General features: G+C 69.2%; 27 protein-coding genes. 12 read left to right on the top strand and 15 right to left on the bottom strand.

All coding sequences use genetic code 11. From position 1 onward, the window contains the following. Nucleotides 1-13 precede the first annotated feature (13 nt). Nucleotides 14-1516: an undecaprenyl-phosphate glucose phosphotransferase gene (locus ASF60_RS01220; protein ID WP_056179990.1), complete on the top strand. Its 1503-nt coding sequence runs from the start codon at nucleotides 14-16 to the stop codon at nucleotides 1514-1516. An 88-nt stretch (nucleotides 1517-1604) separates the two neighbouring features. Here the strand turns inward: ASF60_RS01220 and ASF60_RS01215 are convergent, their stop codons facing one another. After that, nucleotides 1605-2093 carry a Fur family transcriptional regulator gene (locus tag ASF60_RS01215; RefSeq protein ID WP_056179031.1) on the bottom strand — a complete coding sequence of 163 codons (489 nt, stop codon included), beginning with the start codon at nucleotides 2091-2093 and terminating at the stop codon, nucleotides 1605-1607. Between the two features lie 122 nt (nucleotides 2094-2215). Here ASF60_RS01215 and ASF60_RS25945 point away from each other — a divergent pair, with 122 nt between their 5' ends. From ASF60_RS25945 to ASF60_RS01205, 3 genes are read left to right on the top strand one after another with little or no spacing between them, the layout of a single operon-like run. Beyond that, nucleotides 2216-2341 carry a hypothetical protein gene (locus ASF60_RS25945; protein WP_274533536.1) on the top strand — a complete coding sequence of 42 codons (126 nt, stop codon included), beginning with the start codon at nucleotides 2216-2218 and terminating at the stop codon, nucleotides 2339-2341. A gap of 7 nt (nucleotides 2342-2348) precedes the next feature. Beyond that, entirely contained in the window at nucleotides 2349-3269 is a 921-nt protein-coding gene (locus ASF60_RS01210; protein ID WP_082507672.1) for a metal ABC transporter ATP-binding protein, read from the top strand. 38 nt (nucleotides 3270-3307) lie between these two features. Then, nucleotides 3308-4132 carry a metal ABC transporter permease gene (locus tag ASF60_RS01205; RefSeq protein WP_156376132.1) on the top strand — a complete coding sequence of 275 codons (825 nt, stop codon included), beginning with the start codon at nucleotides 3308-3310 and terminating at the stop codon, nucleotides 4130-4132. Between the two features lie 64 nt (nucleotides 4133-4196). Here the strand turns inward: ASF60_RS01205 and ASF60_RS01200 are convergent, their stop codons facing one another. Beyond that, nucleotides 4197-4799 (bottom strand): exopolysaccharide biosynthesis protein, encoded by a 603-nt coding sequence (locus ASF60_RS01200; protein WP_274533535.1) that lies wholly within the window; start codon nucleotides 4797-4799, stop codon nucleotides 4197-4199. A gap of 364 nt (nucleotides 4800-5163) precedes the next feature. Here ASF60_RS01200 and bcsS point away from each other — a divergent pair, with 364 nt between their 5' ends. Further along, a complete protein-coding gene (gene bcsS, locus ASF60_RS01195; RefSeq protein ID WP_082507671.1) occupies nucleotides 5164-5874 on the top strand; it encodes a cellulose biosynthesis protein BcsS in 711 nt (236 codons plus the stop codon). On the opposite strand, the gene ASF60_RS01190 is transcribed toward bcsS, so the two are convergent. Continuing rightward, nucleotides 5841-7484, bottom strand: a complete 1644-nt coding sequence (locus tag ASF60_RS01190) for a cryptochrome/photolyase family protein (RefSeq protein WP_082507670.1) — start codon at nucleotides 7482-7484, stop codon at nucleotides 5841-5843. The genes bcsS and ASF60_RS01190 overlap by 34 nt on opposite strands. Before the next feature lie 5 nt (nucleotides 7485-7489). Then, nucleotides 7490-7753 (bottom strand): hypothetical protein, encoded by a 264-nt coding sequence (locus ASF60_RS24200; protein WP_156633733.1) that lies wholly within the window; start codon nucleotides 7751-7753, stop codon nucleotides 7490-7492. On the opposite strand from ASF60_RS24200, the gene ASF60_RS01185 reads away from it, so the two are divergent. After that, nucleotides 7731-8597, top strand: a complete 867-nt coding sequence (locus ASF60_RS01185; RefSeq protein ID WP_056179022.1) for a methionyl-tRNA formyltransferase — start codon at nucleotides 7731-7733, stop codon at nucleotides 8595-8597. The genes ASF60_RS24200 and ASF60_RS01185 overlap by 23 nt on opposite strands. 18 nt (nucleotides 8598-8615) lie before the next feature. On the opposite strand, the gene ASF60_RS25940 is transcribed toward ASF60_RS01185, so the two are convergent. Genes ASF60_RS25940 through ASF60_RS01175 form a run of 3 tightly spaced genes read right to left on the bottom strand, consistent with a single transcriptional unit; the run spans nucleotide 8616 to nucleotide 9160 of the window. Further along, nucleotides 8616-8759, bottom strand: coding sequence for a hypothetical protein (locus ASF60_RS25940; protein WP_274533534.1), 144 nt, complete (start codon nucleotides 8757-8759; stop codon nucleotides 8616-8618). Next, a complete protein-coding gene (locus ASF60_RS25935) occupies nucleotides 8713-9012 on the bottom strand; it encodes a type II toxin-antitoxin system RelE/ParE family toxin (protein ID WP_274533533.1) in 300 nt (99 codons plus the stop codon). The genes ASF60_RS25940 and ASF60_RS25935 overlap by 47 nt, the downstream gene beginning before the upstream one ends. After that, a complete protein-coding gene (locus ASF60_RS01175; RefSeq protein WP_056179019.1) occupies nucleotides 8900-9160 on the bottom strand; it encodes a ribbon-helix-helix domain-containing protein in 261 nt (86 codons plus the stop codon). The genes ASF60_RS25935 and ASF60_RS01175 overlap by 113 nt, the downstream gene beginning before the upstream one ends. An 83-nt stretch (nucleotides 9161-9243) precedes the next feature. Here ASF60_RS01175 and ASF60_RS01170 point away from each other — a divergent pair, with 83 nt between their 5' ends. Further along, nucleotides 9244-9417, top strand: a complete 174-nt coding sequence (locus tag ASF60_RS01170) for a DUF2256 domain-containing protein (protein WP_082503960.1) — start codon at nucleotides 9244-9246, stop codon at nucleotides 9415-9417. Nucleotides 9418-9485: 68 nt separating this feature from the next. Here ASF60_RS01170 and ASF60_RS01165 read toward each other — a convergent pair whose 3' ends face one another. Genes ASF60_RS01165 through ASF60_RS01150 form a run of 4 tightly spaced genes read right to left on the bottom strand, consistent with a single transcriptional unit; the run spans nucleotide 9486 to nucleotide 12164 of the window. Continuing rightward, nucleotides 9486-10073 (bottom strand): nucleotidyltransferase family protein, encoded by a 588-nt coding sequence (locus ASF60_RS01165; RefSeq protein WP_056179013.1) that lies wholly within the window; start codon nucleotides 10071-10073, stop codon nucleotides 9486-9488. Continuing rightward, nucleotides 10066-11091, bottom strand: coding sequence for a molybdopterin-binding protein (locus ASF60_RS01160; RefSeq protein WP_056179010.1), 1026 nt, complete (start codon nucleotides 11089-11091; stop codon nucleotides 10066-10068). The genes ASF60_RS01165 and ASF60_RS01160 overlap by 8 nt, the downstream gene beginning before the upstream one ends. Beyond that, nucleotides 11088-11789: an XdhC family protein gene (locus ASF60_RS01155; protein ID WP_056179007.1), complete on the bottom strand. Its 702-nt coding sequence runs from the start codon at nucleotides 11787-11789 to the stop codon at nucleotides 11088-11090. Before ASF60_RS01155 ends, ASF60_RS01160 begins: the two co-directional genes overlap by 4 nt. Nucleotides 11790-11798: 9 nt before the next feature. Further along, nucleotides 11799-12164 (bottom strand): XdhC family protein, encoded by a 366-nt coding sequence (locus tag ASF60_RS01150; protein ID WP_056179002.1) that lies wholly within the window; start codon nucleotides 12162-12164, stop codon nucleotides 11799-11801. Nucleotides 12165-12348: 184 nt separating this feature from the next. Here ASF60_RS01150 and ASF60_RS01145 point away from each other — a divergent pair, with 184 nt between their 5' ends. Both ASF60_RS01145 and infA read left to right on the top strand, forming a co-directional pair. Next, nucleotides 12349-13500, top strand: coding sequence for a branched-chain amino acid ABC transporter substrate-binding protein (locus ASF60_RS01145; protein WP_200940878.1), 1152 nt, complete (start codon nucleotides 12349-12351; stop codon nucleotides 13498-13500). 330 nt (nucleotides 13501-13830) lie between these two features. Then, nucleotides 13831-14103 (top strand): translation initiation factor IF-1, encoded by a 273-nt coding sequence (infA, locus tag ASF60_RS01140; protein ID WP_056178999.1) that lies wholly within the window; start codon nucleotides 13831-13833, stop codon nucleotides 14101-14103. A 105-nt stretch (nucleotides 14104-14208) separates the two neighbouring features. Here the strand turns inward: infA and ASF60_RS01135 are convergent, their stop codons facing one another. The 3 genes from ASF60_RS01135 to recO all read right to left on the bottom strand — a co-directional run bounded on the left by ASF60_RS01135 (nucleotide 14209) and on the right by recO (nucleotide 17587). Continuing rightward, nucleotides 14209-14424: a hypothetical protein gene (locus tag ASF60_RS01135; RefSeq protein WP_338011488.1), complete on the bottom strand. Its 216-nt coding sequence runs from the start codon at nucleotides 14422-14424 to the stop codon at nucleotides 14209-14211. Nucleotides 14425-14543: 119 nt separating this feature from the next. Continuing rightward, nucleotides 14544-16793: a DNA topoisomerase IV subunit A gene (gene parC / locus ASF60_RS01130; RefSeq protein ID WP_056178992.1), complete on the bottom strand. Its 2250-nt coding sequence runs from the start codon at nucleotides 16791-16793 to the stop codon at nucleotides 14544-14546. Nucleotides 16794-16846: 53 nt separating this feature from the next. Beyond that, nucleotides 16847-17587 carry a DNA repair protein RecO gene (gene recO / locus ASF60_RS01125; protein ID WP_056178989.1) on the bottom strand — a complete coding sequence of 247 codons (741 nt, stop codon included), beginning with the start codon at nucleotides 17585-17587 and terminating at the stop codon, nucleotides 16847-16849. Nucleotides 17588-17714: 127 nt separating this feature from the next. Between recO and ASF60_RS01120 the strand changes: the two genes are divergently transcribed. The 3 genes from ASF60_RS01120 to ASF60_RS01110 all read left to right on the top strand — a co-directional run bounded on the left by ASF60_RS01120 (nucleotide 17715) and on the right by ASF60_RS01110 (nucleotide 21123). After that, nucleotides 17715-18134, top strand: a complete 420-nt coding sequence (locus ASF60_RS01120; RefSeq protein WP_056178985.1) for a hypothetical protein — start codon at nucleotides 17715-17717, stop codon at nucleotides 18132-18134. Nucleotides 18135-18210: 76 nt separating this feature from the next. Continuing rightward, nucleotides 18211-18915 (top strand): gamma-glutamylcyclotransferase, encoded by a 705-nt coding sequence (locus ASF60_RS01115; RefSeq protein ID WP_056178982.1) that lies wholly within the window; start codon nucleotides 18211-18213, stop codon nucleotides 18913-18915. Between the two features lie 213 nt (nucleotides 18916-19128). Beyond that, nucleotides 19129-21123 carry a methyl-accepting chemotaxis protein gene (locus tag ASF60_RS01110; protein WP_244478286.1) on the top strand — a complete coding sequence of 665 codons (1995 nt, stop codon included), beginning with the start codon at nucleotides 19129-19131 and terminating at the stop codon, nucleotides 21121-21123. 318 nt (nucleotides 21124-21441) lie between these two features. On the opposite strand, the gene dnaE is transcribed toward ASF60_RS01110, so the two are convergent. Further along, nucleotides 21442-24945, bottom strand: a complete 3504-nt coding sequence (gene dnaE, locus ASF60_RS01105) for a DNA polymerase III subunit alpha (protein WP_056178978.1) — start codon at nucleotides 24943-24945, stop codon at nucleotides 21442-21444. Nucleotides 24946-25218 lie beyond the last annotated feature (273 nt).

Genomic DNA, 25218 nt, shown 5'->3' with positions numbered 1-25218 from the left:
CATGGCGCTCCAGATGTTTCACGATCGGATCCCGGAGGCTTTCGAGAAGCTTCCGGTCACACGCACGCGCCGCGATGTCTGGGCGGCTCTCCTGCCCCGTCGCCGACGGGCGGCGTTCCGCATGGGCCTGTCGGCGGCGACGGCCTGTGTGGATCTTCTCACCATCTTCACGGTCGCGGCTCTGGTCGACGTCACCTATTACGGCGGGCTCGTCGGTGCGATTCCCGAGGTCAGCACCAGCGGCAGCTTCGAACTCTCGGTGCTGGTCGGATTGTTCGTCCTCCTGACGCACATCGTGCGCGAGGATTACCGGATCGAGACGCTGCTGGCGGACCGGCCGCACCTGCGACGGACCGCGACCGCCTGGGTCGGAGCCTGGGCCATCGTCCTGGTGATCGGCTTCGGCACCAAGACGACCCACGATTATTCGCGCCTCGTCTCCCTGGGGTTCTTCTTCACGGGGTTGCCCGCGATGTTGCTGGTCCGGTGGGGCATGCTCAGCTTCGTCCGCAAGGCCGCGACACCGAACTCGGCCTCCACCAACCGGGTTCACCTCGTCGGCTACGAGGAGGATATCGCGCGGTTCTATGCCCACAACGACGCCGAAGCCCTCGGCCTGCGGGTTATCGGAACGAGCTACCTGCGCCGGATCGACACAATGGGCGACGACGAATCCCGCCGTGCCCAGCTGTCGGAGGATCTCGACCTCGCGGTTTCGGTGGTGCGCTTCCTGCGCCCGGACGACGTCTTCATCCTGGTGCCGTGGTCGGCATCCGCGGACATCGAGCGCTGCATCGACGCCTTTCTGCGCGTGCCGGCCGCCCTGCATCTGCGCCCCGGCGCCGTGATGGACCGATTCCCCGACCTCAAGCTCGCCCGGGTCGGCGGCCTGTCCGGCATCAACATCGGACGGCGCCCGCTTCAGGCCGGCGAACTGTTCCTGAAGCGCAGCCTCGATCTGGTGCTCGCCCTGATCGCCCTGGTGCTGCTCAGCCCGCTGTTCCTCGTGGTGGCGGTGCTGATCAAGCTGGACAGCCCCGGTCCGGTGTTCTTCCGGCAGAAGCGCTATGGCTTCAACCAGCAGCCCTTCGGCGTCTTCAAGTTCCGCAGCATGAAGGCCGCCGGAGACGCGGTGTTCAAGCAGGCGACCCGCAACGACAGCCGGATCACGCCGGTCGGCCGGGTTCTACGCCGCTCGAACATCGACGAGCTGCCGCAGCTCTTCAACGTGGTGCGGGGCGAGATGTCTCTCGTCGGCCCCCGCCCGCACGCCCTCGCGCATGATCGCAGCTTCGAGAACCGCATCGCCCTCTATGCGCGCCGTCACAACGTCATGCCGGGCATCACCGGATGGGCCCAGGTCAACGGCCTGCGCGGCGAGACCCTGACGGATCTCGACATGGAACGGCGCGTCCAGCACGACCTGTACTACATCGACAATTGGTCGGTCTGGTTCGACATCCGGATCATGTTCATGACTGTCTTCTGCGCGCGCGCCTACAAGAATGCGCGCTAAGGGGAAACGCCGCCCGAACAGGGCCCGCCGCTCGAGTCTTTCGTTTGTCGTGTCGGGATAACCGGCCTCCACGGATCCCTGACAAACGCTAGTCGTCGGCGGACCGCCCCCGACATGCGCCGCACTCGCCCTCGACTTCGAGGATCCGGCTCGTCGGCTTGAAGCCGACCTTGGCCAGGGTGCGCCCGAGCTGATCCTCGACTTCCGGCGACGTGGTCTCGTCGATGGTTCCGCAGTTGCGGCAGATCAGGAAGACGAGGCCGGCCCCGTCCGTGTGCGCGTGGCCGCAGGACACGAAGGCGTTCCGGCTGGCGATCCGGTGGACCAGTCCGTGCTCCGTCAGGAAGTCGAGGGCGCGATAGACCGAGACCGCCGCCACGCGCCGGCCGGGCTCGCTCAAGGCCTCGGCGATGTCGTAGGCCCCCATCGGCCGGGTCTGGCCTGCCACCGCCGCCAGCACGTCGCGACGCAGGCGCGTAAACTGGAGGTCGCGCTCGCGACACAGGCGCTCCGCCCGTGCGATCGCCTCCTGCGCGCCGCCGCAACCGTGGTCATGCGTCGCCGCATGGTCGTGCATGGTCTGCCCCGCGAACCCGGACCGTTGAACTGGCCGAGTGTTACAGTGTATCATCACCAACATAAGCCGACGCTTCCGTTCGGGCAAATGATCCATCCGTGACCCGACCCCCGCGTCCTCCCGTGTCCCTTCGCTCTCCCGCGCCCCTGCGCCGCTCGCTGTTCCAGGCCGGCGCATCGCTGCGCTTTGCGGTGGCCTTCGCCCTGAGCCTGCTGCTCTGGGGCGCCATCCTGTGGGCTTCGCGATGAGGTGCCGATGAGCTGCGACGTGCCCGGCGCCATCGCGCTCCGTGGGCTGACCCTCGGCTACGACCGTCACCCCGCCGTCCACCACCTCGAGGGAATCATCCCGCCCGGCGCCCTCCTGGCGCTGGTCGGGCCGAACGGTGCCGGCAAGTCCACGCTCCTGAAGGGCATAGCCGGCGAGATCCCGTGCCTGGAGGGCCGGATCGAACGGCCAGGGCTCGATGAGGCCATCGCCTACCTGCCGCAGGCCGCCGAGATCGATCGCAGCTTTCCGCTCAGCGTCCTCGATCTCGTGGCGATGGGATTGTGGCGTCGTCTCGGACCCTGGCGCAGCGCGCGGCGCCACCAGTCGACCCTGCTGGAGGCGCTCGCCACCGTGGGCCTCGCGGGTTTCGAGAAGCGCCTGATCGGCACCCTGTCGGGTGGCCAGTTCCAGCGCGCCCTGTTCGCCCGCCTGATCGTGCAGGAGGCCCGCGTGCTCCTCCTCGACGAGCCCTTCACCGGCGTCGACGGGCGTACCACCGCCGACCTCCTCGGCCTCATCGGCATCTGGCACGGACAGGGCAGGACCATCGTGGCGGCCCTGCACGATCTCGGACAGGTGCGGAGCCACTTTCCGCACAGCCTGCTGCTCGCGCGCGAGGCTGTCGCCTGGGGACCGACCGAACGGGTGCTGACGGCCCCGAACCTCGCGCGCGCCCAGAGCCTGTCGGAGGCCTGGGACGAGGATGCGGCGGTGTGCGCCGGGCACGATGCGGGCGGGACCGAACCGGCCCATCGACACGACCATGCTCACGTACACGATCATTCCGCGCACGATCATTCCGCGCACGATCATTCCGCGCACGATTCTGCCGCGCACGATTCTGCCGCGCACGACTCTGCCGCGCACGATCATTCCGCGCACGACCACCACGGGCACGCCGCGTGATCGACCTGCTGTTCGGCCCCTTCCTCGAATTCGGCTTCATGCGCCGGGCGCTCGTCGGCTGCCTCGCGCTGTCGCTCTCGGCCCCGCCGGTCGGCGTCTTCCTGATGCTGCGGCGCATGAGCCTGATGAGCGACGCCATGAGCCATGCCATCCTGCCCGGGGCGGCCGTGGGCTTTCTCGTGGCCGGACTGTCCCTGCCGGCCATGACCCTGGGCGGCCTCGCGGCCGGCCTCGCGGTGGCGCTGATGGCCGGCTTCGTGACCCGCTCCACGGTGATCAAGGAGGATGCGAGCCTCGCGGCCTTCTACCTGATGTCGCTCGCGGGCGGCGTCCTCCTGGTGTCGTTGCGGGGATCGCAGATCGACCTCCTGCACATCCTGTTCGGCAGCGTCCTGGCCCTGGACGATCCGGCCCTGTGGCTGCTCGGGGGCATCGCGACCGTGACCCTGTTCGGCCTGGCGGCCCTCTACCGGCCGCTGGTGATGGAATGCGTCGACCCGCTGTTCCTGCGCACGGTCAGCCGGGCCGGCGGGCCGGTGCATTACGCCTTCCTCGGCCTCGTGGTGATGAACCTCGTCGGTGGATTCCAGGCCCTGGGGACCCTGCTGGCCGTGGGGCTGATGCTGCTCCCCGCCATCGCGGCTCGGTTCTGGGCGGCCGACCTGTCCGGGATGATCCCGGTCTCGGTGCTGATGGCGATCCTGTCGAGCGTGATCGGGCTCAACGTCTCCTACCAGGCCGACGTGCCCACCGGACCGGCGATCGTGCTGGCGGCCGGGGCGCTCTATCTGGGGTCGATGCTGGTGGGACGCCGCGGCGGCCTGGTCTGGCGGCTGTTCCGCGCCCGGCACCTCGAAGCCTGACGGCGCGAGGCGCCACGGAGGGCCCCCTGGTGTGGGAAGCGCCGCCGGCGGGGGCAGGCGCGGCTCAGAGGTTGAGCAGGCTCATGATGCCGGAGATGATGGCGTAGACGAAGCCGGCATTGAGGAGGACGCCGACCGCCCCGATGGCGAGGCCCCCCATCACCACGACGCCGTCGCGCTCGACGAGTCCGAGGCCGACAAGACAGATGGCGAGGCCGAGGGGAATCTGCCCGACGATCGGCGCGGCCACGATCAGCGCCAGCGACAGGGTGAGGAGCAGGAGGCCGACGCCCCGCATGCCGAGGCCGGTTTCGAACAGGCTCATGCGCGGACGCGACCAGTGCTCGAGACGGCGCAGGAGCGGCACGGCGCGGCTCGCCGCGCGCTCGACGTCCCGGCGGGCGACAGACCGGCGCAGCAGCGCCCGCGGCAGCCAGGGCGAGGCCATGCCGGCCGTGATCTGGATCGCCACCAGCAGCAGCAGCAGCCCGCAGACCAGCGGGATCGGCGGCGGCATCGGCAGGCAGTTCGGCAGTCCGAGAATGACGATGAGGAGCGCGAAGGCACGATCCTTCAGCACGGCGACGATGTCACCGACGGTCAGCCGTTCACCCTCCTGCTCGGCGAGCACGGTGAGAACCTCGGAAGTTCTGGCAGCGGGTGACAAGAATGCTCGGCCATTGGCGACTGTCCTGCGCCGGGCTGTAGCCGAGTTGGGGGCCGAGGCCAAGCGGCGCATCCGCGCGCCGCGCGATGACCCTCGGGCGATTCGCCGAAACGTGACGCCGCGCCGCCAAGAGCAATACAATCTCAGATTGAATTACCGAAAATCCATTTCCGTGAGGTATGAAGATTGGGCAGAAAGCGACCGGGCCTGTTTCGAATCGTCACGATACTTTATTATAACCTGAAAATTCCGAGCCTGTTCTTGATTTCCATTAGATTGAGTCAAACACTACCGGCTTCGTATACCATGAAGCAGGCAGGCGGTGCGTGTGCGCGCGGGGCTTTTGGGCGGAGCCAACCGCTGGATGGGACCCGTCGCGGGCCTCGCCGGTCTGGTTGCATCCGCGCCGACCGCGCCGGTTCGCGGAGCGGAGTTCGCCGGTCCGTCCCCGGTATCGGTTCTTCTCTTCGGGAGCCTGGAGGCCGGGCCCTCCGTCTTCGTCACGACGGGCGCCAAGGCGGCGCTGGATCGGATCGATCGGGAGGGGTTCGTCGCCCTGGCCAGTGTGGGCGGTGGTCAGCGTCGGGAAACGGCAGGCATCCGCGCCACCACCATCGGAGCGGTCGTGTTCGGCTATCAATGGTTCGCCGATTGGGGCGTGGTCGCACTCTACGCGGGAGCGGAAGGCACGGCGGACGTGATCTATGGCTGCGGCTGCCTGCGGGCGCTGCCGCCCCGCTTCGGCCTGCGCCTGCACGGGGAGATCTGGGCGCGGCCCAGCGACGAAACCCTGTTCGTCGCCACCCTGATCCTCGGTAGTACGCGCGCCAGTGCCTGGGGCCGGGCCGCCTGGGGGTATCGGGCCTTGGGCGACTGGGTTTGGGGCGCCTATCTCGGACCGGAGGTGTCGTTCTACGGAGACGAGACCGGGTACCAGAAATGGGGCGCGGGCCTTCACGCCACCGATGTCGATCTCGGCCGGGTTCACCTCAGGTTCTCGGCCGGGCTGCAATTCGCCAGCGAGCGGCAGGATATCGGCCCCTATGTCGGGCTCACCGTCTGGTCGCCCTGGTGACGGGCGCCTCGGCGCGCCGTCGGAGGTTCGGGGAACGCGAGGTCGAGGGTGCCCTGCTCGGTGGATGGCGGGCCGACCGGGGCGCCGTCACCGAGGCGATCGAGAAACCGGGACGCCTCCGCGACGATCGCCGCCCGCCGGGCCGCGTCCATGCGCTCGATCGCGCGGTAGGGCATCGCCAGGCGGGGGTTGTCGCCCAGGCGGTCCGCGTGCCGGATGAGGAAGGCCCAGTACAGATAGTTGAATGGACAGGCCTTCGGACCGGACTTCTGGGCGACGTTGTAGGCGCAGGATCGGCAGTAATCCGACATGCGGTTGATATAGGCACCGGAGGCCGCGTAGGGCTTCGAGCCCATCACGCCGCCATCGGCCCACAGCACCATGCCGTGGACGTTGGGCAACTCGACCCACTCGTAGGCATCAGCGTAGACCACGAGGTACCATTCCTCGACCTGGGCCGGCGCGATCCCGGCGAGGAGGGCGAAGTTGCCCGTCACCATCAGGCGCTGGATGTGGTGGGCATAGGCGTGGGTCCGGGTGGCGTCGATGCACTGCGACAGGCAGTTCATCTCGGTCTCGCCGGACCAGTAGAACCACGGCAGATCGCGGCTCGCCGCGAGGGCGTTCGAGGTCGCGTAATCCGGCATCCGCGCCCAGTAGAGCCCGCGCACGTATTCGCGCCAGCCGAGGATCTGCCGGATGAAGCCCTCGACGCAGTGAAGCGGCGCCGCACCCGTCCGATAGGCACGCTCCGCCGCCCGGCAGACTTCGCCCGGCGTGAGCAGGCCGGCATTGAGCGCAGCCCCGATCAGCGCGTGATACAGGAAGGGCGCGCCGCTGCGCATCGCATCCTGATAGTCGCCGAAGCTGGGAAGACAGACAGCGAGGAAGTGCTTGAAGGCCGTGAGGGCCTCGCCGCGCGTGACCGGCCAGGCGAAGGCTTCGGTTGTGCCGAAATGATCCGGGAATTCGGCCTCTACCAGGGCGATCACCTCCCGGGTCACGGCATCGGGCGGGAAGCCGAGGCGTTCCGGCAGGATGTGGCCCTTCGGCAGCCCCTTGCGGTTTTCCGGGTCGAAGTTCCAGCGCCCCCCGACAGGCTCGGCCCCATCCATGAGCAGGCCGGTACGCCGGCGCATGCCGCGGTAGAACGTCTCCATGCGCAGGCTGCGGCGATCGCCCGCCCAGGCGGCGAACTCCGCCCGGGGACACAGGAAACGGTTGTCGTCGCGGATCTCCACCGGCAGGCCGAGATCGTCGCGCCAGGCCTGCATCATCTCCCAGACCCGCCACTCCCCCGGTTCGGTCACGACGATCCGGTCCGGGGCGTGGCGTGCGATCGCCCGTTCCAGCTCCCCGGTGAAGCTGCCGGTGTTGCCGGGCGCATCGAGCCGGACGTAGTCGACGGCGATCCCCTCCCCGTCCAACTCCGCCGCGAAGTGGCGCATGGCCGAGAACAGGAAGGCGATCTTCTGCTTGTGGTGGCGCACATAGGTCGCCTCCGCGCGGACCTCGACCATCAGGACGATGTCGTGGTCCGGGTCGAGATCCGTCAGGGTGGCGATGCGACGGGTGAGCTGGTCGCCGAGCAGGAGCCTGAGGGTGCGGATGGCGATCAGCCCTCGCCGCGCGCGGCCGGGCGCGCGGCGACCGAATTCGACATCCCGACCGGCGCCGCGTCACCCGTCGCGTCGGCGACCCGGTCCCGCCGCAGAGGCGCTTCCAGCCTGGCTACTCTCAACTTCGACGCTCCCAATTCGCCGCCGATCGGGTAGGTATGGCGAAAGCCGGTGACGGGGAGCCGTCGTCGCGCGGGATCGACCGATCCGTGACGTCGCAGGACCGCCGAGGGGCCCATGAAGTTCGCCTTTGCCGGCATCGATTTCCTCGGCGGCGTGTTTGAGGCCCTGATCGGGGCCGGCTGGACGCCGATCAAGCTGTTCACCCGCCCCTGCGACGGGCTCTACGACCACAACGAGGCGGTCGTGGCGAGCGCTCGCCGCCACCGCATTCCGATACAGCTCTCGCGGTTGAAGCCCGAGGATCTTGCTGCGCTGGCGGACGCGCAGGGGCGCGACTGGGCGCTGGTGGTCGCCGGCTATCCCTGGATGATCCGGGGCTGGCGAGGTTCTGCCGCCTACGGGCTCAACTTTCATCCGTCGCCGCTTCCGATGGGCCGGGGACCCTATCCGCTGTTCAAGGCGATCAGCGACGCCCAGTCCGAATGGGGCGTCACCGCCCATGTGCTCGCGGAGGAGGGTTTCGACACGGGCGACATCCTGGCCCAGGAACGCTTTCCCCTCGGCGCCCTGGAATCGCACGAGACCCTGCTGGCCAAGTGCCAGATGGCAGCGAGCCGCATCGCCTCCGGTCCCATCGCGCGCGATCTGCCGGCCCTCTGGAAGGCGCCCGTGCCCCAGGGCACCGGCTCGTACTGGCCGCGAGTGACGGATGCGGACCGGACCCTGGATTTTCGCAGCGAGGTCGACGCGATCCTACGCCGGGTGCGGGCCTTCGGCACCATCGAGACGATCGCGCGGATCGGCGAGAGCCGGGTCTACGTGGCGGCGGCGGAGGGCTGGCGCGAGGCGCACCGCCACCCGCCCGGAACCGTGGTGCAGCGCTATCGCCGCCACGTCGTCGTCGCCGCCCGCGACGGCTTCATCCAGCTCAATCGCTGGAGCCCCGTCCCGGCGACGGAGGTCGGGCATCTCGGGCGATAGGCATGCGACACCGGCTCTTCAGAGCGCAAGGCCGCGCACGCTCCGCCCATGGACCAGTGCAAGGATCAGCACACCGTCCGGGATTTCCTCATAGAGGATGACATGGCTCTCGAACTCATGTCGCCGTACGCCTTCCGCGAGCCGATGGGCGGGACGTCCCAAGGCCTGGATTGTCGGCGAGGAGGCGAAAGCAGCGATCAAGGCCTGTTCGATAGCGCTGGGCCTGAACGTCCCCGAAATTTTGAAGCCCGAAGACGAAGAGGTCGAGAAGATCGTCATCTGCCCTTTGCGTCAGGCGATACTCACCCACGCCTCGATCCGCGCGCCAGATCCTGTGCCTGCGCGAAGATCGCGTCGACGTCACGCGGACTGGAGCCGCTGGCCCGAGCCTCGGCGACGCTCTGGCGGAGATCATCCATCGTCATGGCCATTCCGCGCCGCTCCCGATCACGCCGGATCAGATCGGCAAGATAGGCGCTTGAACTGGCGTAGGCGCCGGTCCGGACCTGAGCGTCAACCCAATCCGTGATCGGATCGGGAAGGGAAACGGTCATGGTGGCCATCAAGCCCCCTTTTCGATCAATGCGCTGCACCCGACGATATCACGATGAAGCCGGTTGCGGCGCGAAGAATGGACCTGATCCTCATGGCGCGCATGCGCAAGAAAGCCGACCTGCCCACCAAGATCTGCGTCCAGTGCGGCAAGCCGTTCGCGTGGCGCAAGAAGTGGGAGCGCGTCTGGGACGAGGTCCGCTACTGCTCCGACCGGTGCCGGGCGGAGGCCAAGCGCGGCGCCCGCGCGGGGGAAGCCCAAAGCTGAATCCGAGAGTCTCTCGTTTTCGTTTGTCGTGTCGGGATGACCGGTTTCCGCTTGTCCCTGACACACTTCTAGCGAAGCGCGTCGAGGCCGGCGGGGGTGTCGACGTCCTGGGTCACGCCGACATCCATCGCGATCTCCAGCACGTCGGTGCGTCCGGCCAGCAGGCGCCCGGCGCCCTGGTCGCCCGTGAGGGTCGCGAGGGCGGGACCGAGCCGAGAGCGGTTGAGCAGGACCGGGTTGCCCCGCTGTCCGCCATGGACCGGCACCACGGCGGAGGGCGCCGGGTCCGCCACGCGAAACGCCTCGGCGAGACGCGTCAGGTGTTGGGGCGTGACGCGCGGCATGTCCCCGAGAAGCACCAGGACCGCCGCGACCTCGGCCGGGAACGCGGCGAGGCCGGCCTGGAGGGAAGTCGAAAGGCCCTGCGCGTAGTCCGGGTTCATGACCGGGACGAGATCGAGCCCATCGAGGGCGGCGCCGACCCGGTCGGCATGGGCGCCGAGCACCGCCACCACCGGGCCGAGCCCCGAGCCGAGGGCGGCCTCGGCCACATGGCGCACGAGGGGCTGCCCCCCAAGCGCCTGCAGCAGCTTCGGCTCCGTCCCGAAGCGGGTCCCGCGCCCGGCGGCGAGGAGGATGAGGCCGAGGTCAGGCATCGTCCTCGGCCGGGCTGCCGCCGGAGCGGGGCTGGGGCCGGGACACGATCTCCATGAGGAGCCCGCCGACGCCGAGGCCGACGATATCCGCGCGGGTCACCGCGAGGCCGGCCAGCAGCCGGTGCAGCACCCAGTCGAAGCCGTTCTCCTTGGGCGAGCGGGCACAGCCCGGTGCGCCGATCACCGGCACCTCGGCCACCGCCCCGACCAACAGGAGGTTGCCCGGGTCGACCGGCATCCCGAGATGCTCGACCCGCCCGCCCGCCGCCTCGATCCCGGCGGGAATGACGTCGCGCCGGTCGGCGATGGCGGAGGCGCCGAACACCACGACGAGTTCGGCCCGATCCTCCGCCACCGCCGCCCGGATCGCGTCCGCCACCGCTTCGCGGCGATGCGGGACGCGGGCCTCGGCGACGAGATCCGCCCCCGTCGGGGCGAGCCGGTCGCGCAGATTGTCCAGCGTCTTGTCGATGGTCGTGGGCTTGAGCCCCGGCAGCAGCGTCGAGACCACGGCGACCCGGCGCAGGCGATATGGCGTGACCCCCAGGGCACCTCCGGGCGCGGCCCGGCAGGCCCGCGCGAGAGCCTCGCCCGAGACCGCGTACGGAATGATCTTGACCGTGGCGACCATCTCGCCGGCCACCACCGGCTTGTAGGGAGCCAGGGTCGCCACCGTGATTGCCTCGTCGACCCCGTTGACGGCGTCGATGGCAGCCCGGTCGATGCGCAGCAATCCGGCGCTCGCCGCGTGCAGGTTGCAGCGCCCGGTGAAGGGCGGCGCGCGATCGAGATGCGGGCCGGCGAGATGCGCCGCGAGGCGCTCGGCCGCCGCATCCTCGGCCACGTCGCCGGGTTCCAGGGTGACGGCGACGAGCTCCGACAACCCCGCCGCGTCGAGACGCGCCGCATCCTCCGCGGGGATCACCCGGCCCTTCCGGAGGGTGACGTCGTGCGCCCGCACCGTGTGGGCGGCGATCAGCCCGACGGCCTCCCGGGTGGGAACGGCGCCGAACTTCACGGGGCGTCCCCGAGGCGCGGTGCCCGCAGCGCGGCAATGATCTGGGCCAGGATGGACACCGCGATTTCGGCCGGGCTGACGGCGCCGATGTTGAGTCCGATCGGCGCCGCGATCCGGCCGATCTCGGCTTCCGAGAACCCGGCCTCGGTCAGGCGGGTGACGCGGGCCGCGTGGGTTTTGCGCGAGCCAAGGGCGCCGACGTAGAAGCAATGCGCCCGCAGGGCCGCGACCAGCGCTGGATCGTCGATTTTCGGATCGTGGGTCAGGGCCGCCACCGCGCAGTAGCGATCGGGGGGTGGAACCGGCCCCGCGAAGGCATCGTCCGGCCATTGCGCCACGAGGTCGACGCTGGGAAAGCGCTCCGGGGTCGCGAAGGCGGTGCGCGGATCGATGACCGTCACCGCGAGGTCGAGGGCCTGGGCCATCGGGACCAGGGCCTGGCTGATATGCACCGCGCCAATCACCACCAGCCGCACCGGCGGGGCCTGCACGGTGAGGAAGACGCGGCGCCCCTCGGCCTCCGCGAGGCCGCTCTTGCCGGAGGCGAGATGCCGGGCGAGCAAGTCTGCGAGCGGGTCGCCGGCGATCTCGGCCTCTCGCACTACGCGCTGGGCGCCGCCGTCGAGGTCGGTCACCAGGATGGCGGCGCGGCGGGCGGCCCGTTCGGCATTGAGAATCGCGAGGGTTTCGAGCTGCATGGCCGCGCCTCAGGCCACGGGCTCGACGAAGACGCGGATGCGCCCGCCGCAGGACAAGCCGACCCGCCAGGCGGTCTCGTCGGCAACGCCGAATTCGATCACCCGCGCCCGCCCGTCGGCAATCGCCTCAAGACCTTCGGTGATCACCGCCCCCTCGACGCAGCCGCCGGAAACCGATCCTAGGAAGTTGCCCTCGCCATCGACCACGAGATGGCTGCCCACCGGGCGCGGCGCCGACCCCCAGGTCTCGATGACGGTGGCGAGCGCCACGGCGCGGCCCTCGCGCCGCCAGGCTTCGGCGGCGCCCAGGATATCGTTGAGGGCGATATCGTTGCGGGCGATATCGTTGAGGCGGTCGGTCTCGGTGGAGAGCATGGTCCTGACGAACTCCGGCGCGCGATCGGACCCGGCAACGGGACCCCTGACCCACGAATTAAGCGCCCGCGCGGCGGGGACAATGCGGCCTCGCGAACGATCGCGCCAGGGCGTGACTTCCCGCACCGACCCGCCGGCCCTATCCTGAGTGCCGGATTCTCACCGTCACGGACCTGCCCTCCCGATGCTCAGCCCGCGCGCCCAGGTCATTTCGCGAGCGTTCGCCTTCGGGCTCGCGGCCTGGTCTGTGACAATGGCCGGGCGCGCCGAGGCCCAGGTGCGGATCGGCGTGTCGGCTCCCCTGTCCGGCCCGGATGCGGCCTTCGGCCAGGGGGTGCGGCTCGGGGCCGAGCAGGCGGTTGCCGATCTCAACAAGGCCGGAGGCGTCAACGGCCAGCGCCTCGTCCTGGTGGTCGCGGACGATGCGGGCGAGGGCAAGCAAGCCCTGGCGGTGGCCCGGCGATTCGCGACCGACCGGGTCGGCCTCGTGGTGGGCCCTTTCGGTGCCGGAGCCGCCGGTCTCGCCATGCCGGCCTATGCGGAGGCGGGCATCGTCGCGGTGACGCCCGGGTCGACCGATCCAGGACTGACCGGCAAGGGTCTGTGGAACGTCTTCCGCACGGTGCCGAGCGAGTCCGAGCAGGGCACCGTCGCCGGGGCCTATCTGGTCGGCCACCATTCCGGGCAGCGCATCGGCATCGTCCACGACAAGAGCCTGTTCGGACGCGGCCTCGCGGAGATCGTCAGCCGGGCCTTGAAGGCGGCCGGACAGCCGGAGGTGGCCTTCGAAACCCTGAACCGGGGCGAGCGCGACGTCTCCACCCTGGTCGCCCGCCTCAAGCGGGCGCGGGTGGAGGTGGTGTATTTCGGCGGGCTCGCGCCGGACGCGGCCGTGCTCCTGCGGGCTTTGCGCGACGCCGGGGTGAGCGCGCCCCTCGTCGGAAGTGACGGGCTCCTCGATCCGGCCTTTCCGCAGGGCGCCGGGCTGGCCGCCGAGGGCACGGTGATGACCCTGGCACCCGAGCCGCGCCGCCTGCCCGAGCCAAAGGGAGCCAAGGCACCGCGGACGGCCGAGGCGAATGCCGTTGCGGCCCAGGCCTACGCCTCCGTCGAGGTTCTGCGCCAGGGCGTCGAGGGCGCCGGCTCCGCGGACGGACAGGCGGTTGCCGCGTTCCTGCACCAGGGCCGCCCCATCCGCACGATCCTCGGCGACCTCGCCTACGATGCCAAGGGCGACCTCAAGGCCGATCCGCGCCGGCCGACCACCCTGCTGCAGGTCTGGAAGCGGACGCCCGACGGCCGGATCGACTACGCCGGCAACACCGTCACGCCGTGAGACGTCGCCTCCCTGGACCGGTGCCGGCGCGATCCGCCGTCAAGCCACCCTGAAGGATTCATCCGACCGGCCATCCGCCCCGCGTCCCCAGCCCAATTCCGAAGCGACATCTTCCGGTCGTACCGAACCTTCGACCACAGCATGCCGCTTTCGTCGGCCCTCGCCTCGGGAAAAGCTTGCTTCGGAGCGGTCCGGACATTATGTCGGGGCAACGCTCGCCGGTGTTGCGCATCCGATGGGATCGGACCCGCCGCCCGCCGCGTTTTGCCGAACGGCTTCGTTTTGTGTCCCGGGTCGCCCCTTTTCAGGCCGTCCGGCTGGAGAGTGTGGATGGCGAAAGAAGAGTTGATGCAGTTCGACGGTCTCGTGATCGAGATCCTGCCGGACGCGCGCTATCGCGTGCAGCTCGACCAGGGGCACGAGATCGTGGCCTACACGGCCGGCAAGATGAAGAAGAACCGCATCAAGACTCTGGCCGGCGACCGCGTCACCGTCGAGATGTCGCCCTACGACCTGGAAAAGGGCCGTCTCGTGTTCCGGCACAAGGACGAGCGCTCCTCCGGCCCCCGTCCGCCGATGCGCGGCCAGTTCCGCCGCCGCTGATCCGACGCATCCGCGATGCCTCTCCGTTTCGAGAGGCATCGATCGACGAACGCGTATGCGTCCAGGGACTCCGAGGCGGTGTCGAGAGCGTGCGGCTCGCCCGCTTCACGCACCGATGAACTTGATGAAGGCGGTGCCCACCCCGAACAGGGCCGCACCGACCGCCATCCTGGACAGGGCAATCCGCCAGGGTGCGAGCATCCTGTCCCACTCGCGCGTCATGGCCTCGTCCATCAGCTTTTTCGGCTCGGCGACGAATTTTTCGCTTTCCTCGCGTGCGCGCCGGATGCGTCCGATCCGCTCCTCGAGGTCAGGCGTCAACGGTGTTGGACCCTCGCCCATCGGGATCGTCTTTCGTCGCGTGGAATCGCGTAGCTGATCTTGCCCTCCTCCCGTGAGGGATCCAGCGCGCGCGCGTGATGCGCGCGCTGGATGTTCTCCTACTTCCCGAACCGCTCGAACTTCGGGAAGCTCCGGGTCATCAGGGTGCCGGCATCGGAGCGGTGCCCCATCCATTTCTCCAGGATTCCCGCCTGGGCGAGCCGGGCCTCGCCGCCGGTCTCGCGCCAGGGCAGGCCCTCCGCGAGGGTGAAGATGTGAGCGTCGGTCAGGGCGGTCTGGCGGCAGCGCTGCAGGCGTACGCCCTTGCCGCGCACCATCTCGGGCAGTTCGCTCAGCGGAAAGACGAGCATCAGGCGGTCGGCGCTGCACACCGCGATGTGGTCACCGGCAGCCGGCACCAGCACGGCGGCGGTGGCCGGCGCGTCGAGGCCCATGATGCCCTTGCCCTTGCGGGTGTTGGCCACGAGCGCATCGGCCGGGGCCAGGAAGCCGCGCCCGTCGGTCGCCGCCACCAGGACCTTCCCGCCCGGTTGGTAGGGGATGGCGGCGACGATCTCGGTGCCGTCGTCGAAATCCACCATCAGGCGGATCGGATCGCCGAAACCGCGCCCGCCCGGCAGCTTGGCCGCCTCCAGGGTGAACACCTTGCCGTTCGAGGCCAGCACCAGGATCTTGGCCGTGGTCTCGCTCGGAAAGGCCAGCTTCAGGCCGTCATCGCCCTTGAAGGCGACGCCCGAGAGATCGGCGACGTGGCCCTTGAGCGCCCGGATCCAGCCCTTGTTCGAGACGATGACGGTGATCGGTTCGCGCTCCACCATGGCGGCGGTGAAGTCGATGCCGGCGGTGTCCGGCGGGTTCTCCAGGGTGGTGCGCCGGGCGCCGATCTTGGTCTCGGGTCCGAAGGTCTTCTTCACCGCGCGGATCTGCTTGGTGATGTCGGCCCATTGCAGCTTGTCGGAGCCGAGCAGCCCCTCGATCCCCTCCTTCTCCAGGGTCAGAGCGTCGAGTTCGCGCTGCATCTCCATTTCTTCGAGCTTGCGCAGGGAGCGCAAGCGCGTGTCGAGGATGGCGTTGGCCTGGATCTCGGTCAGCGCGAAGCGTTTCATCAGGGCGGGCTTCGGCTCGTCCTCCTCGCGGATGATGCGGATCACTTCGTCGAGGTCGAGATAGACGATGAGCAGGCCGCCGAGGATTTCCAGGCGGCGGTCGATCTGACCGAGACGATGGCGCGAGCGGCGCTGGAGCACGACGCGGCGGTGGTCGAGCCACTCGCGCAGCGCCTCGGCCAGGCCGATGACGCGGGGGACGAGCCCGCCCACCAGCACGTTCATGTTGAGCGAGATGCGCGATTCGAGCTCGGTGAGCCGGAACAGCGATTCCATCAGGATCACCGGATCGACGTTGCGGGCGCGCGGCTCCAGCACGATGCGGACATCCTCGGCCGATTCGTCGCGCACGTCGGCCAGCAGCGGCAGCTTGCGCTCCTGAAGCAGCTCGGCGAGCTTCTCGATCAGGCGCGCCTTCTGCACGCCGTAGGGGATCTCCGTGACCACGATGGTCCAGGTTCCGCGTCCCAGATCCTCTTTGGCCCAGCGGGCGCGCACGCGAAAACCGCCGCGCCCGGTGCGGTAGGCCTCGGTGATCGATTCGGCGCTGTCGATCAGGATGCCGCCGGTGGGGAAGTCCGGTCCCTTCACGAAGGTGAGGAGTTGGGCCGAGGTCGCCTCGGGATGACCGATCAGGTAGAGCGCCGCGTCGCACAGCTCGGCGGCGTTGTGGGGCGGGATCGAGGTCGCCATGCCGACCGCGATGCCTTGGCTGCCATTGGCCAGCAGGTTCGGGAAGGCGGCGGGGAGCACCACCGGCTCCTCCTCCTGCCCGTCGTAGTTCGGGCGGAAATCCACCGAATCGTCGTCGAGGCCTTCGAGGAGGAGGCGTGCCACCTCCGTCATCCGGGCTTCGGTGTAGCGCTGGGCGGCGGCGTTATCGCCGTCGATGTTGCCGAAATTGCCTTGTCCGTCGACCAGCGGGTAGCGCTGTGCGAAGTCCTGCGCCATGCGCACCAGAGCGTCGTAGGCTGCCGTGTCGCCGTGCGGATGGTATTTGCCGATGACGTCTCCGACGATGCGGGCGCATTTCTTGAAGGCCGAGGTCGGATCGAGCTTCAGGAGCCGCATGGCGAACAGGATGCGACGGTGGACGGGTTTGAGCCCGTCGCGGGCATCGGGCAGCGCCCGGTGCATGATCGTCGACAGCGCGTAGGCGAGGTAGCGATCCTCCAGCGCGGTCTTCAGCTCGACGCTCTCGATGCCATCGGGACTCGATGGCGGCTCGAAGGGCTGGCCCATCACGAACTCCCGGGCCTCAGACGACCCAAATCAGAACAAAACACGAACGGAATTTAGGCGTTCCGCGTGCCCAATGCAACGAAGCGCGCGCGCTCCTCCGGAGCCGGGATCGCGCGCGGCCCCCAGATGTGCTGGTCGAGGAAGTACCCCGTCAAGGTAAACCCCTCCGTAACGGCACGGGAATCGGGGGTCATCGGCGCCAGGCCCCCCGGATCGCGGGCGCGCAGGAAGTCGGGCAGCGCTAGGAGCTTGTCGCGATAGGGCTCGCCGGCCGAGGCGCTGACGGCCCGGCCGCTGCGGGGCGAGACGTAGATCAGGGCATCGTTGCCCCCCGTCGCCGCGCAGGCCGCGAGATCGAGGCCGAAGCCCAGTTCCGCCAGGAGCGCCAGTTCGAAGCGCACCATCAGGGGCGGGGCGATGTCGGGATCGTGCAGGTGGCCGATCAGGAGCCAGGCGGCCTCGAACAGTTCGGGATGCGGATCGCGCTCCGGCAGCAGCCGGAGCAGGCCGGCCAGATGGCTGACGCCGTAGAGCGCCAGGGCCGAGCCCATCAGCCGGGCGGCGACCGACTGGACCGGCTCGACCGCGAAGGCCCCGAGGCTCCCGTCGAGGCGCGCCCGCCAGGTGGCGCGGACCCGGTTGCCGGGCTGCAGCACCGGCTGCATCCGGCGTGAGCGTCCGCCATGCACCAGCCCGAGATGGCGGCCGTGATCGCGGGTCATCAGTTCGAGGATGACGCTGGTCTCGCCCTGTCGGCGCAGGCCGAGCACCAAGCCGTCGTCGGTCCATTGCATGGGCTGTCTTACGGCGGGGATCGCCCATTGCAAACGCGACGGGATGGCGCCGGTTGCAAGCCCGACGTTGTTCGCGCTTTGCGGGAATGTCACTACGCTCGACCACACCCGAATCGAGGCCCCCGCCATGCCATATCCCTGTCGACCGCCGAGCCTCGGGCCGACCCTGCTGGCGGTCCTCACCATCGTGGCTCTGGCGGGCTGCACCGCGCGCGGATCGATCCCGATGCCCGCCGCCACCGCGCCCATACGCGAGCGCCTCGCCGCCCTGGCGCTGAGCCAGACGGAATTCGGCTCACTCTCGCTGATCCCGGTCCGGTTCATTCACAGCCGGGTCTCCGGCCCCTTCCTCGACGAGGGCCGCACCCTCTACTGCGTGTCGAGCCGGATGCGGGGCCGCAGCTTCGGCCGGTCCGAACGGCCCAAGATCGTCATCCAGGAGAAGGCAGGCGTGCTCACCGTCATCAACGAGGACAAGGAGGCCTGCGACTTCCAACGCACCGAGCCGTTCCCCGAACTCGAGACGATGGCGGCCAACACGGGTTGAGCCAACATGGGGTGAGACGGCAACGGTTGAGCCGGCGCGTCTTGCCCTGCGGAGCGCCCGATGATTCGGTGGGGCCATGCCGGACCAGCCCCTCGCCCTGAGCCTCGACCTGATCGCCCGCGCCCACCCGCTGCCGGTGGCCGACGACGCCACCGCCCTGGCCCTGATGACCGACGCCGAGTTGGCGCCGGGCCTCGCCGCCGCCCTGGCGGCCCACCCCGCCCCGTCGGAGGGGCTCTGGGTGTTCGGCTACGGCTCCCTGATCTGGCAGCCGGAATTCGCCTATGCCGAGCGCCGCGTCGGCACGCTGCATGGCTATCACCGGCGGTTCTGCCTGTTGCAACGCCGGTTTCGCGGCAGCCCCGGCAATCCCGGCCTCGTCCTGGCCCTCGAGACCGGTGGCACATGCGAGGGCGTCGCCTTCCGACTCACCGGGGCGACGGCCGCCGAGACGCTGCTGCCGGTCTGGCGCCGGGAGATGCGGGGCAACGGCTATCTCGGATGCTGGGTGCCGGTCGCGACGGCGGCGGGGACGATCCAGGCCCTCACCTTCGTGGTCAACCGCGAGAGCGACCGCTACACCGGCCCGATCTCCGACGCGGCCATCGCCGAGCGGATCGCCGACGGAGCCGGACATCTCGGCCCCAGTGCCGAGTATCTGTTCCGCACCGTGGCCGCCTGCGTGGCGGAGGGCATCCGGTGTCCGCACCTGCTGACCCTTCAGGCCCTGGTGGCCGAGCGCCTGCAGGCACGCCTGGCGTCGAACGGGCCGAACGTCTGAGGAGACGTCGAGGCACCACAACGCCTCATTGAAATTACAACCATAGGTATCAGTTCGCCCGCTGTCGTTCCTCTACGTGCGATGAGCTTTATTGGCTCACCGAGACATCTGTATGGTGGAACGATTTGGATCAATACTTGCTGTTCAGACTTCTTTATTTGTTTCCATCTACGCCGATTGATCAGAGAAATTACTCTTCTGGAATACGTCGTCATGCTCGGAATTCGTTCGCGCCTCTATGCCGGCTTCGGCAGCCTGATGATCATCACCGGCGGGCTCGGGCTCACCGCCCAGTATCAGCTCGCCTCGGTGGTCGACGATTACGGCCTGAGCGCGCGGTTGGAAGAGGGCGCGCGCAACGTCTTCTCGGTCAATGGCCAGGGTGAGCGTCTGTCCGGTCTGGCCATGGAGTTCCAGGCGAACCCGAGCCCCGAGCGGGTGATCGAGATGGAGCAGGCCCGCGACGCCATGTCGGGCCTGCTGAAGCGTCAGGTCGACATCGCCCTGTCGGCCGAGCGGAAGGCCCTGTACGCCGCCATGTTCGACCAGACGTCGGCCCTCAAGGACGACATCCGGAACCTCGGGCAGGCGGGGGAGCCGGTGGCGCAGAGCAAGGCGACGCTGTTCAAGACCGGCGACGAACTCACCCGGGTCAGCGGCCTCCTCATGGCGGAGGTCCGCAAGACGGGCACCGCCGCACAGATCAGCCAGGCTGCGAACCTGGAGAGCGCCGTCCTGCTGATGCGGGTCAGCAACTGGCGCTTCCTGGCCACGCGCGACCCGAACGGCCCTGCGACCTTCGCCACCAACAGCCAGAAGGTGGATCTCGCGATGAAGGCCCTCCGGGCCCTCGATCCGGACGGCGTGTTCACACGTCCGACGAAGGCGCTCGACGAGACCGTGTCGGCCTATGTGGGCGCCTTCAACGGCGCGGTCGCCGCGCTGGAGGCGACACGAGCCGCCTATGACGATGCCTTGAAACCGCACCTGGCGGCTTTGGGCCGGTCCGGTCTGACCGTGCGCACCAAGATCGAGGCGGCGGTGGCCGAGATCCGGGCCGCCACGGAGGCGAGCGTGAGCCGGGCGCGCCTGATCCAAATCGCGCTGATCGCCCTCGCGCTCGCCCTCGGCGGCGCGCTGGCGTTCCTGATCGCCCGCAGCATCATCGGGCCGATCGTCGGGATGACGCGGGCGATGAGCCGCCTCGCCGCGGGCGAGACCGCAGTGGCGGTGCCCTCGCAGGAAGCCGTGGACGAGATGGGCCAGATGGCCAAGGCCGTGGACGTGTTCCGTCTGAACGCGATCGCCCGCATCGCCCTGGAAGAGCAGCAGGTCGCCGAGCAATCCACCCGTCAGCGCCGGGCCGACCGGGTCGACGCGCTCGTACAGGGCTTCGAGCAGACCATCGCGGGGGCGATCGGCATCGTCACCTCGGCCGCGACCGAACTCGACGCGACGGCGCAGTCGATGACCCAGGTGGCCGAGAGCACCAGCGGCCAGGCCGCCGCCTCCAGCGCCGCCGCGGCGGAAACCTCCGCCAACGTGCAGACCGTGGCGGCGGCCGCCGAGGAGATGGTGGCCTCCCTGCACGAGATCGAGCGGCAGGTGCAACAATCCAGCGCCGCGGCCGGCGTCGCGGCCCGCGAGGCCGAGGCGACGGATGCCACCATGGGAACCCTGACACAGGCCGCCGACCGGATCGGCGAGGCGGTGACGATGATCTCCAGCATCGCCGGCCAGACCAACCTGCTGGCGCTGAACGCCACCATCGAGGCGGCCCGCGCCGGTGAGGCGGGACGCGGTTTCGCCGTGGTCGCCGCGGAGGTGAAGGAACTCGCCGGCCAGACGGCTCGGGCCACGGATCAGATCAGCGGTCAGATCACCGCGATCCAGCACGCGACCGCTCAGGCCGTCGCGGCGATCCGGCAGATCGGGCAGACCATCGTGTCGGTCAACACCATCGCGGAGAACATCGCCATGACGGTGGTGGAGCAGACGGCGGCGACCGGCGAGATCTCGCGCAACGCGGCGGAGGCGGCGCGCGGCACCCACGACGTCTCGATGAACGTGTCCCGGGTCCTCGCCTCGTCCGGCGAAACCGGCACGGCCGCCCAGCAGGTCCTGATGGCGGCCGGCGAGCTCGCGACCCAATCGGTGAACGTGAAGCAGGAAGTCGAGGGATTCCTGTTGGCCATCCGGGCGGCGTGAGGAGCGGATTCGACTGATCCCCGCGCCCTCCCCCCCTTGTGGGAAAAGGGTAGGCGTGGGGGCGGGTCAGGTGACCCTCAAGCTACGGAGGCCAGCGGAACCACCCCCACCTTCAACGCCTCCCCACAAGCTCGATGGATCGCGGGCAGGCCCGAGATCCGCTGGGGAGGAGGGCCGCGTCGCGCTGAGATGACTGAATACGGTCGCTGACAGAATCGGATTTACGACGTCACGGAACGGCTTCGCGCAACCGCACGCTTTTCCGCAGACGGTGGCTCGGCTCGAACCGAGCCGGCCGCTGTTTGACGAAATGCCTCGTCAATTGACCTCGACCTGAACCACCCCCGGGACAGCCCGCAGGGCGCCGGCGATCTGCGGGGTGGCCTGGTAGCGGCCCGGCAGCTTGACCTCGACCTCGCGCTCACCGTCGAGAAGGAGGATGAGGGAGACCTCGCCCTCCCCGCGGACCTGGAGGCGCTGCTGCACGGAGGCGATCGGGCGCTCGTCCTTGAGATAGACGCGCATGCCCTTCTGGTGGCGGGCGACCGCCGCGTCGAGGGGTTCGGCGGTCATGATGCGGGCGCGCACGTCCTCGCCCTCGAGGTTGGCCTGGAGCTGGAGCACCAGCGGACGGCCCGGCTCCAGGATCTCGCGGTACTGGCCGAGCCCTTCCGAGAAGATGATCGCCTCGAAATGCCCGGTCTGGTCGGACAGGATGACGATGCCGAGCTTGTTGCCGGTCTTGGTCCGGCGCTCCGAGCGATCGAGCACGGAGGCCGCCACGCGGCCCACGCTGGTGGTGCCGGCCCGGACGGCGCGGCAGAACTCGGCCCAGGTCTGGACCCTGAGCTTGCCCAGGAGGTCGCCGTACTCGTCGAGGGGATGGCCCGACAGGAAGAAGCCGACCGCCTCGTATTCCTTCTTCAGCTTGTCGGCCATCGGCCAGGGATCGTAGGGGGGCACCCGCAGGGTGACGTCGGCGGCGGTGATGCCGCCGAACATGTCCTCGATGCCGGTGCTGGCCGCTTCGGCCGCGCCCTGAGCGAGCTTCATCATGGGCTCGATGGCGGCGCAGGCCCGGGCCCGATCCGGCTCGATGGTGTCCATGGCGCCGGCCGCCACCAGGTTTTCCAGGGTGCGCTTGTTGAGCATGCGCGGGTTGAGCCGGCGGGCGAGGCAGGCGAGGTCGCGGAAGGGCTTGTCGCCCCGCGCCTCGATCAGGGCCTCGACCGCCCCGCGGCCCACGCCCTTGATCGCCGCGAGGGCGTAGTGGATGCGCCCCTCGCGCACCTCGAAGCCGACGCCGGAGGTGTTGATCGAGGGCGGCTCGACGGTGATCTTCAGGCGCTGGGCGTCCTGGCGAAATTCGGCGAGCTTGTCGGTGACGTCGATGTCGAGCTGCATCGCGGCGGCCAGGAACTCCACCGGATGGTTCGCCTTGAGGTAGGCGGTCTGGTAGGTCAGCAGGGCGTAGGCGGCAGCGTGCGACTTGTTGAAGCCGTAATCGGCGAACTTGGCCAGCAGGTCGAAGATCTCGTCGGCCTTGGCCTTGGTGAGGTCGCGCTCCATGCAGCCCTTCACGAAGCGGTCGCGCTGGGCGTCCATCTCGGCCTTGATCTTCTTACCCATGGCGCGGCGGAGCATGTCGGCCTCGCCCAGCGAGTAGCCGGCCAGGACCTTGGCCACCTCCATCACCTGTTCCTGGTAGACGATGATGCCGAAGGTCTCCTTCAGGATCGGCTCCAGCTTGGCGTGCGGGTACCAGCTCGCCTCGTTGCCGGCGTCGCGCCCGAGCTTGCGCTCGCAATAGACCGGGATGTTGGCCATCGGACCCGGGCGATACAAAGCCACCAGCGCGATGATGTCCTCGAAGCGGTCCGCCTGCATCTCGACGAGGGCCTTGCGCATGCCGGCCGATTCCACCTGGAACACGCCCACGGTCTCGCCGCGCTTCATCGGCTCGTAGGTGGCCTTGTTGTCGAGGGGCAGCGAGGCGAGGTCGACGATGATGCCGCGCTGGGCCAGGAAGTCGGTGCAGCAGCGCAGCAGCGTCAGGGTCTTCAGGCCGAGGAAGTCGAACTTCACCAGGCCGGCGGCCTCGACCCACTTCATGTTGAACTGGGTCACCCGCATCCCGGTCTTCGGGTCGCGGTAGAGCGGCACCAGCTGTTCCAGCGGCCGGTCGCCGATGACCACGCCGGCGGCGTGGGTCGAGGCGTGACGGTGCAGGCCTTCGAGCTTCTTCGAAATTTCCATGAGGCGGGCCACGATCGGCTCCTCCTCGATCGCCTGCTGCAGCTTCGGCTCGCCCTCGATGGCCTGGACCAGGGTGACGGGGTTGGCCGGGTTCTGCGGCACGAGCTTGGTCAGCTTGTCGACCTGCCCGTAGGGCATTTCCAGCACGCGGCCGACGTCGCGCAGCACGCCGCGGGCGAGCAGGGTGCCGAAGGTGATGATCTGCGCCACCTGCCGCTCGCCGTAGCGCTGCTGCACGTACTGGATCACGCGCTCGCGGCCCTCGACGCAGAAGTCGATGTCGAAATCCGGCATCGAGACGCGCTCGGGGTTGAGGAAGCGCTCGAACAGGAGGCCGAAGCGGAGCGGGTCGAGATCGGTGATGAGGAGCGACCACGCCACCAGGGAGCCGGCGCCCGAACCGCGGCCCGGCCCCACCGGAATGTCGTGGTCCTTGGCCCACTTGATGAAGTCCGACACGATGAGGAAGTAGCCGGGAAACTTCATGCCCACGATGACGTCGAGCTCGAAGGCCAGGCGATCGCGGTAGACCTGCTCGGACATGCCCGGCGCGGTGCCGTGCTGAGCGAGGCGCAGTTCGAGGCCGGCTTCCGCCTGCCGGCGTAGCTCGGCCGGCTCGTCGAGGGGCGGGGCCGCCGCGATCTCGGAGGCGGCGGCGTCGGGTGCCGCGGCGGCGACCACGCCGAAATTCGGCAGGATGGGCTTGCGGGTGCGCACGCGGTAGGCGCAGCGCATGGCGATCTCGACGGTGGCGTTGAGCGCATCCGGCAGGTCGGAGAACAGCGCGCCCATCTCGGCGCGGGTCTTGAAGCCGTGGCGCGGCGTGAGCTTGCGGCGGCGGTCGTCCGAGACGAGGCGCCCGTCCGCGATGGCGAGCAGCGCGTCGTGGGCGTCGTAGTCGCCTTCCTTGGCGAAGAAGGGTTCGTTGGCCGCCACCACCGAGAGGCCGTGGCTGTCGGCGAGGCGCAGCAATTCCCGCTCGACCATGCGCTCGTCGGGCAGCCCGTGGCGCAAGATCTCGACGTAGAGGCCGTCCTCGCCGAAGGCGGAGCGCAGCTGTGCGAGGCGCCCCGAGGCGAGTTCGGCCCGGCCCATCCGCAGGGCGCTGTCGAGGGGGCCGGTGGAGCCGCCCGTGAGCGCGATCAGGCCGGCGCTCGATTCGGCCAAAGCCGCCACGCTGACGCGGGGGGCATCGCCGAGGGCGCCGTCGAAATAGGCCCGGCTCGCCAGCCGCAGCAGGTTGCCGTAGCCGGTCTCGTCCTGGGCCAGCACCACGATGTTGGCGCAGCCCGATTGCGCCAGCCCCACCCGCGCCATCGGATCGGGCGCCTCGAAGGCCACGGTGAGTTGCAGGCCCGGGATCGGCTGGATGCCGGCGCCGGACGCCTTCTCGGAGAATTCGAGCGCGCCGAACAGGTTGTTGGTGTCGGTGAGCGCCAGGGCCGGCTGCCGGTCGGCCAGCGCCGCCTTGACGATGTCGCCGACCTTCAGAGCCCCCTCGAGCAGGGAGAACGAAGAATGGACGTGGAGGTGGACGTAAGCGGGGTCTTTCAGGATGCGCGCCATGCGACCACCAGCCCGAGTCGGGGTTTCCAATCCATGACAAACCGATGCCGCGGCCCGTTTCGCTGTGGACCGCTCAGCCTCTGTGCCCCGGGTGCAACGCTATCGCAACGGCGCCAGTGCGACAGCCCAGGCAGCGACCGACACCGCCAGCAGCCCGAAGGCCATGAACTCGACCGCACCCGTCAGGATCATCCGCTTGAACATCGGCATCGCCTCTCGTTGAGGCCCCGAGTTTTGTTCTTGTTTTGTTCTTTGTAAAGCGGTTTTGCACAT

This window comes from Methylobacterium sp. Leaf113 (assembly GCF_001423325.1).
Lineage (GTDB): Bacteria > Pseudomonadota > Alphaproteobacteria > Rhizobiales > Beijerinckiaceae > Methylobacterium.
Note: the sequence above shows the minus strand (reverse complement) of the source record. Positions and strands in the feature narration are given on the sequence as shown.

Coding starts and splice junctions, on each gene's coding strand:
- ASF60_RS01220 (WP_056179990.1), top strand. CDS start 14: ATGTTTCACGATCGGATCCCGGAGGCTTTCGAGAAGCTTCCGGTCACA.
- ASF60_RS01215 (WP_056179031.1), bottom strand. CDS start 2,093: ATGCACGACCATGCGGCGACGCATGACCACGGTTGCGGCGGCGCGCAG.
- ASF60_RS01210 (WP_082507672.1), top strand. CDS start 2,349: ATGAGCTGCGACGTGCCCGGCGCCATCGCGCTCCGTGGGCTGACCCTC.
- ASF60_RS01205 (WP_156376132.1), top strand. CDS start 3,308: ATGCGCCGGGCGCTCGTCGGCTGCCTCGCGCTGTCGCTCTCGGCCCCG.
- bcsS (WP_082507671.1), top strand. CDS start 5,164: ATGGGACCCGTCGCGGGCCTCGCCGGTCTGGTTGCATCCGCGCCGACC.
- ASF60_RS01185 (WP_056179022.1), top strand. CDS start 7,731: ATGAAGTTCGCCTTTGCCGGCATCGATTTCCTCGGCGGCGTGTTTGAG.
- ASF60_RS24200 (WP_156633733.1), bottom strand. CDS start 7,753: ATGCCGGCAAAGGCGAACTTCATGGGCCCCTCGGCGGTCCTGCGACGT.
- ASF60_RS25935 (WP_274533533.1), bottom strand. CDS start 9,012: ATGATCTCCGCCAGAGCGTCGCCGAGGCTCGGGCCAGCGGCTCCAGTC.
- ASF60_RS01175 (WP_056179019.1), bottom strand. CDS start 9,160: ATGGCCACCATGACCGTTTCCCTTCCCGATCCGATCACGGATTGGGTT.
- ASF60_RS01170 (WP_082503960.1), top strand. CDS start 9,244: ATGGCGCGCATGCGCAAGAAAGCCGACCTGCCCACCAAGATCTGCGTC.
- ASF60_RS01165 (WP_056179013.1), bottom strand. CDS start 10,073: ATGCCTGACCTCGGCCTCATCCTCCTCGCCGCCGGGCGCGGGACCCGC.
- ASF60_RS01155 (WP_056179007.1), bottom strand. CDS start 11,789: ATGCAGCTCGAAACCCTCGCGATTCTCAATGCCGAACGGGCCGCCCGC.
- ASF60_RS01150 (WP_056179002.1), bottom strand. CDS start 12,164: ATGCTCTCCACCGAGACCGACCGCCTCAACGATATCGCCCGCAACGAT.
- ASF60_RS01145 (WP_200940878.1), top strand. CDS start 12,349: ATGCTCAGCCCGCGCGCCCAGGTCATTTCGCGAGCGTTCGCCTTCGGG.
- infA (WP_056178999.1), top strand. CDS start 13,831: ATGGCGAAAGAAGAGTTGATGCAGTTCGACGGTCTCGTGATCGAGATC.
- parC (WP_056178992.1), bottom strand. CDS start 16,793: ATGGGCCAGCCCTTCGAGCCGCCATCGAGTCCCGATGGCATCGAGAGC.
- recO (WP_056178989.1), bottom strand. CDS start 17,587: ATGCAATGGACCGACGACGGCTTGGTGCTCGGCCTGCGCCGACAGGGC.
- ASF60_RS01120 (WP_056178985.1), top strand. CDS start 17,715: ATGCCATATCCCTGTCGACCGCCGAGCCTCGGGCCGACCCTGCTGGCG.
- ASF60_RS01115 (WP_056178982.1), top strand. CDS start 18,211: ATGCCGGACCAGCCCCTCGCCCTGAGCCTCGACCTGATCGCCCGCGCC.
- ASF60_RS01110 (WP_244478286.1), top strand. CDS start 19,129: ATGCTCGGAATTCGTTCGCGCCTCTATGCCGGCTTCGGCAGCCTGATG.
- dnaE (WP_056178978.1), bottom strand. CDS start 24,945: ATGGCGCGCATCCTGAAAGACCCCGCTTACGTCCACCTCCACGTCCAT.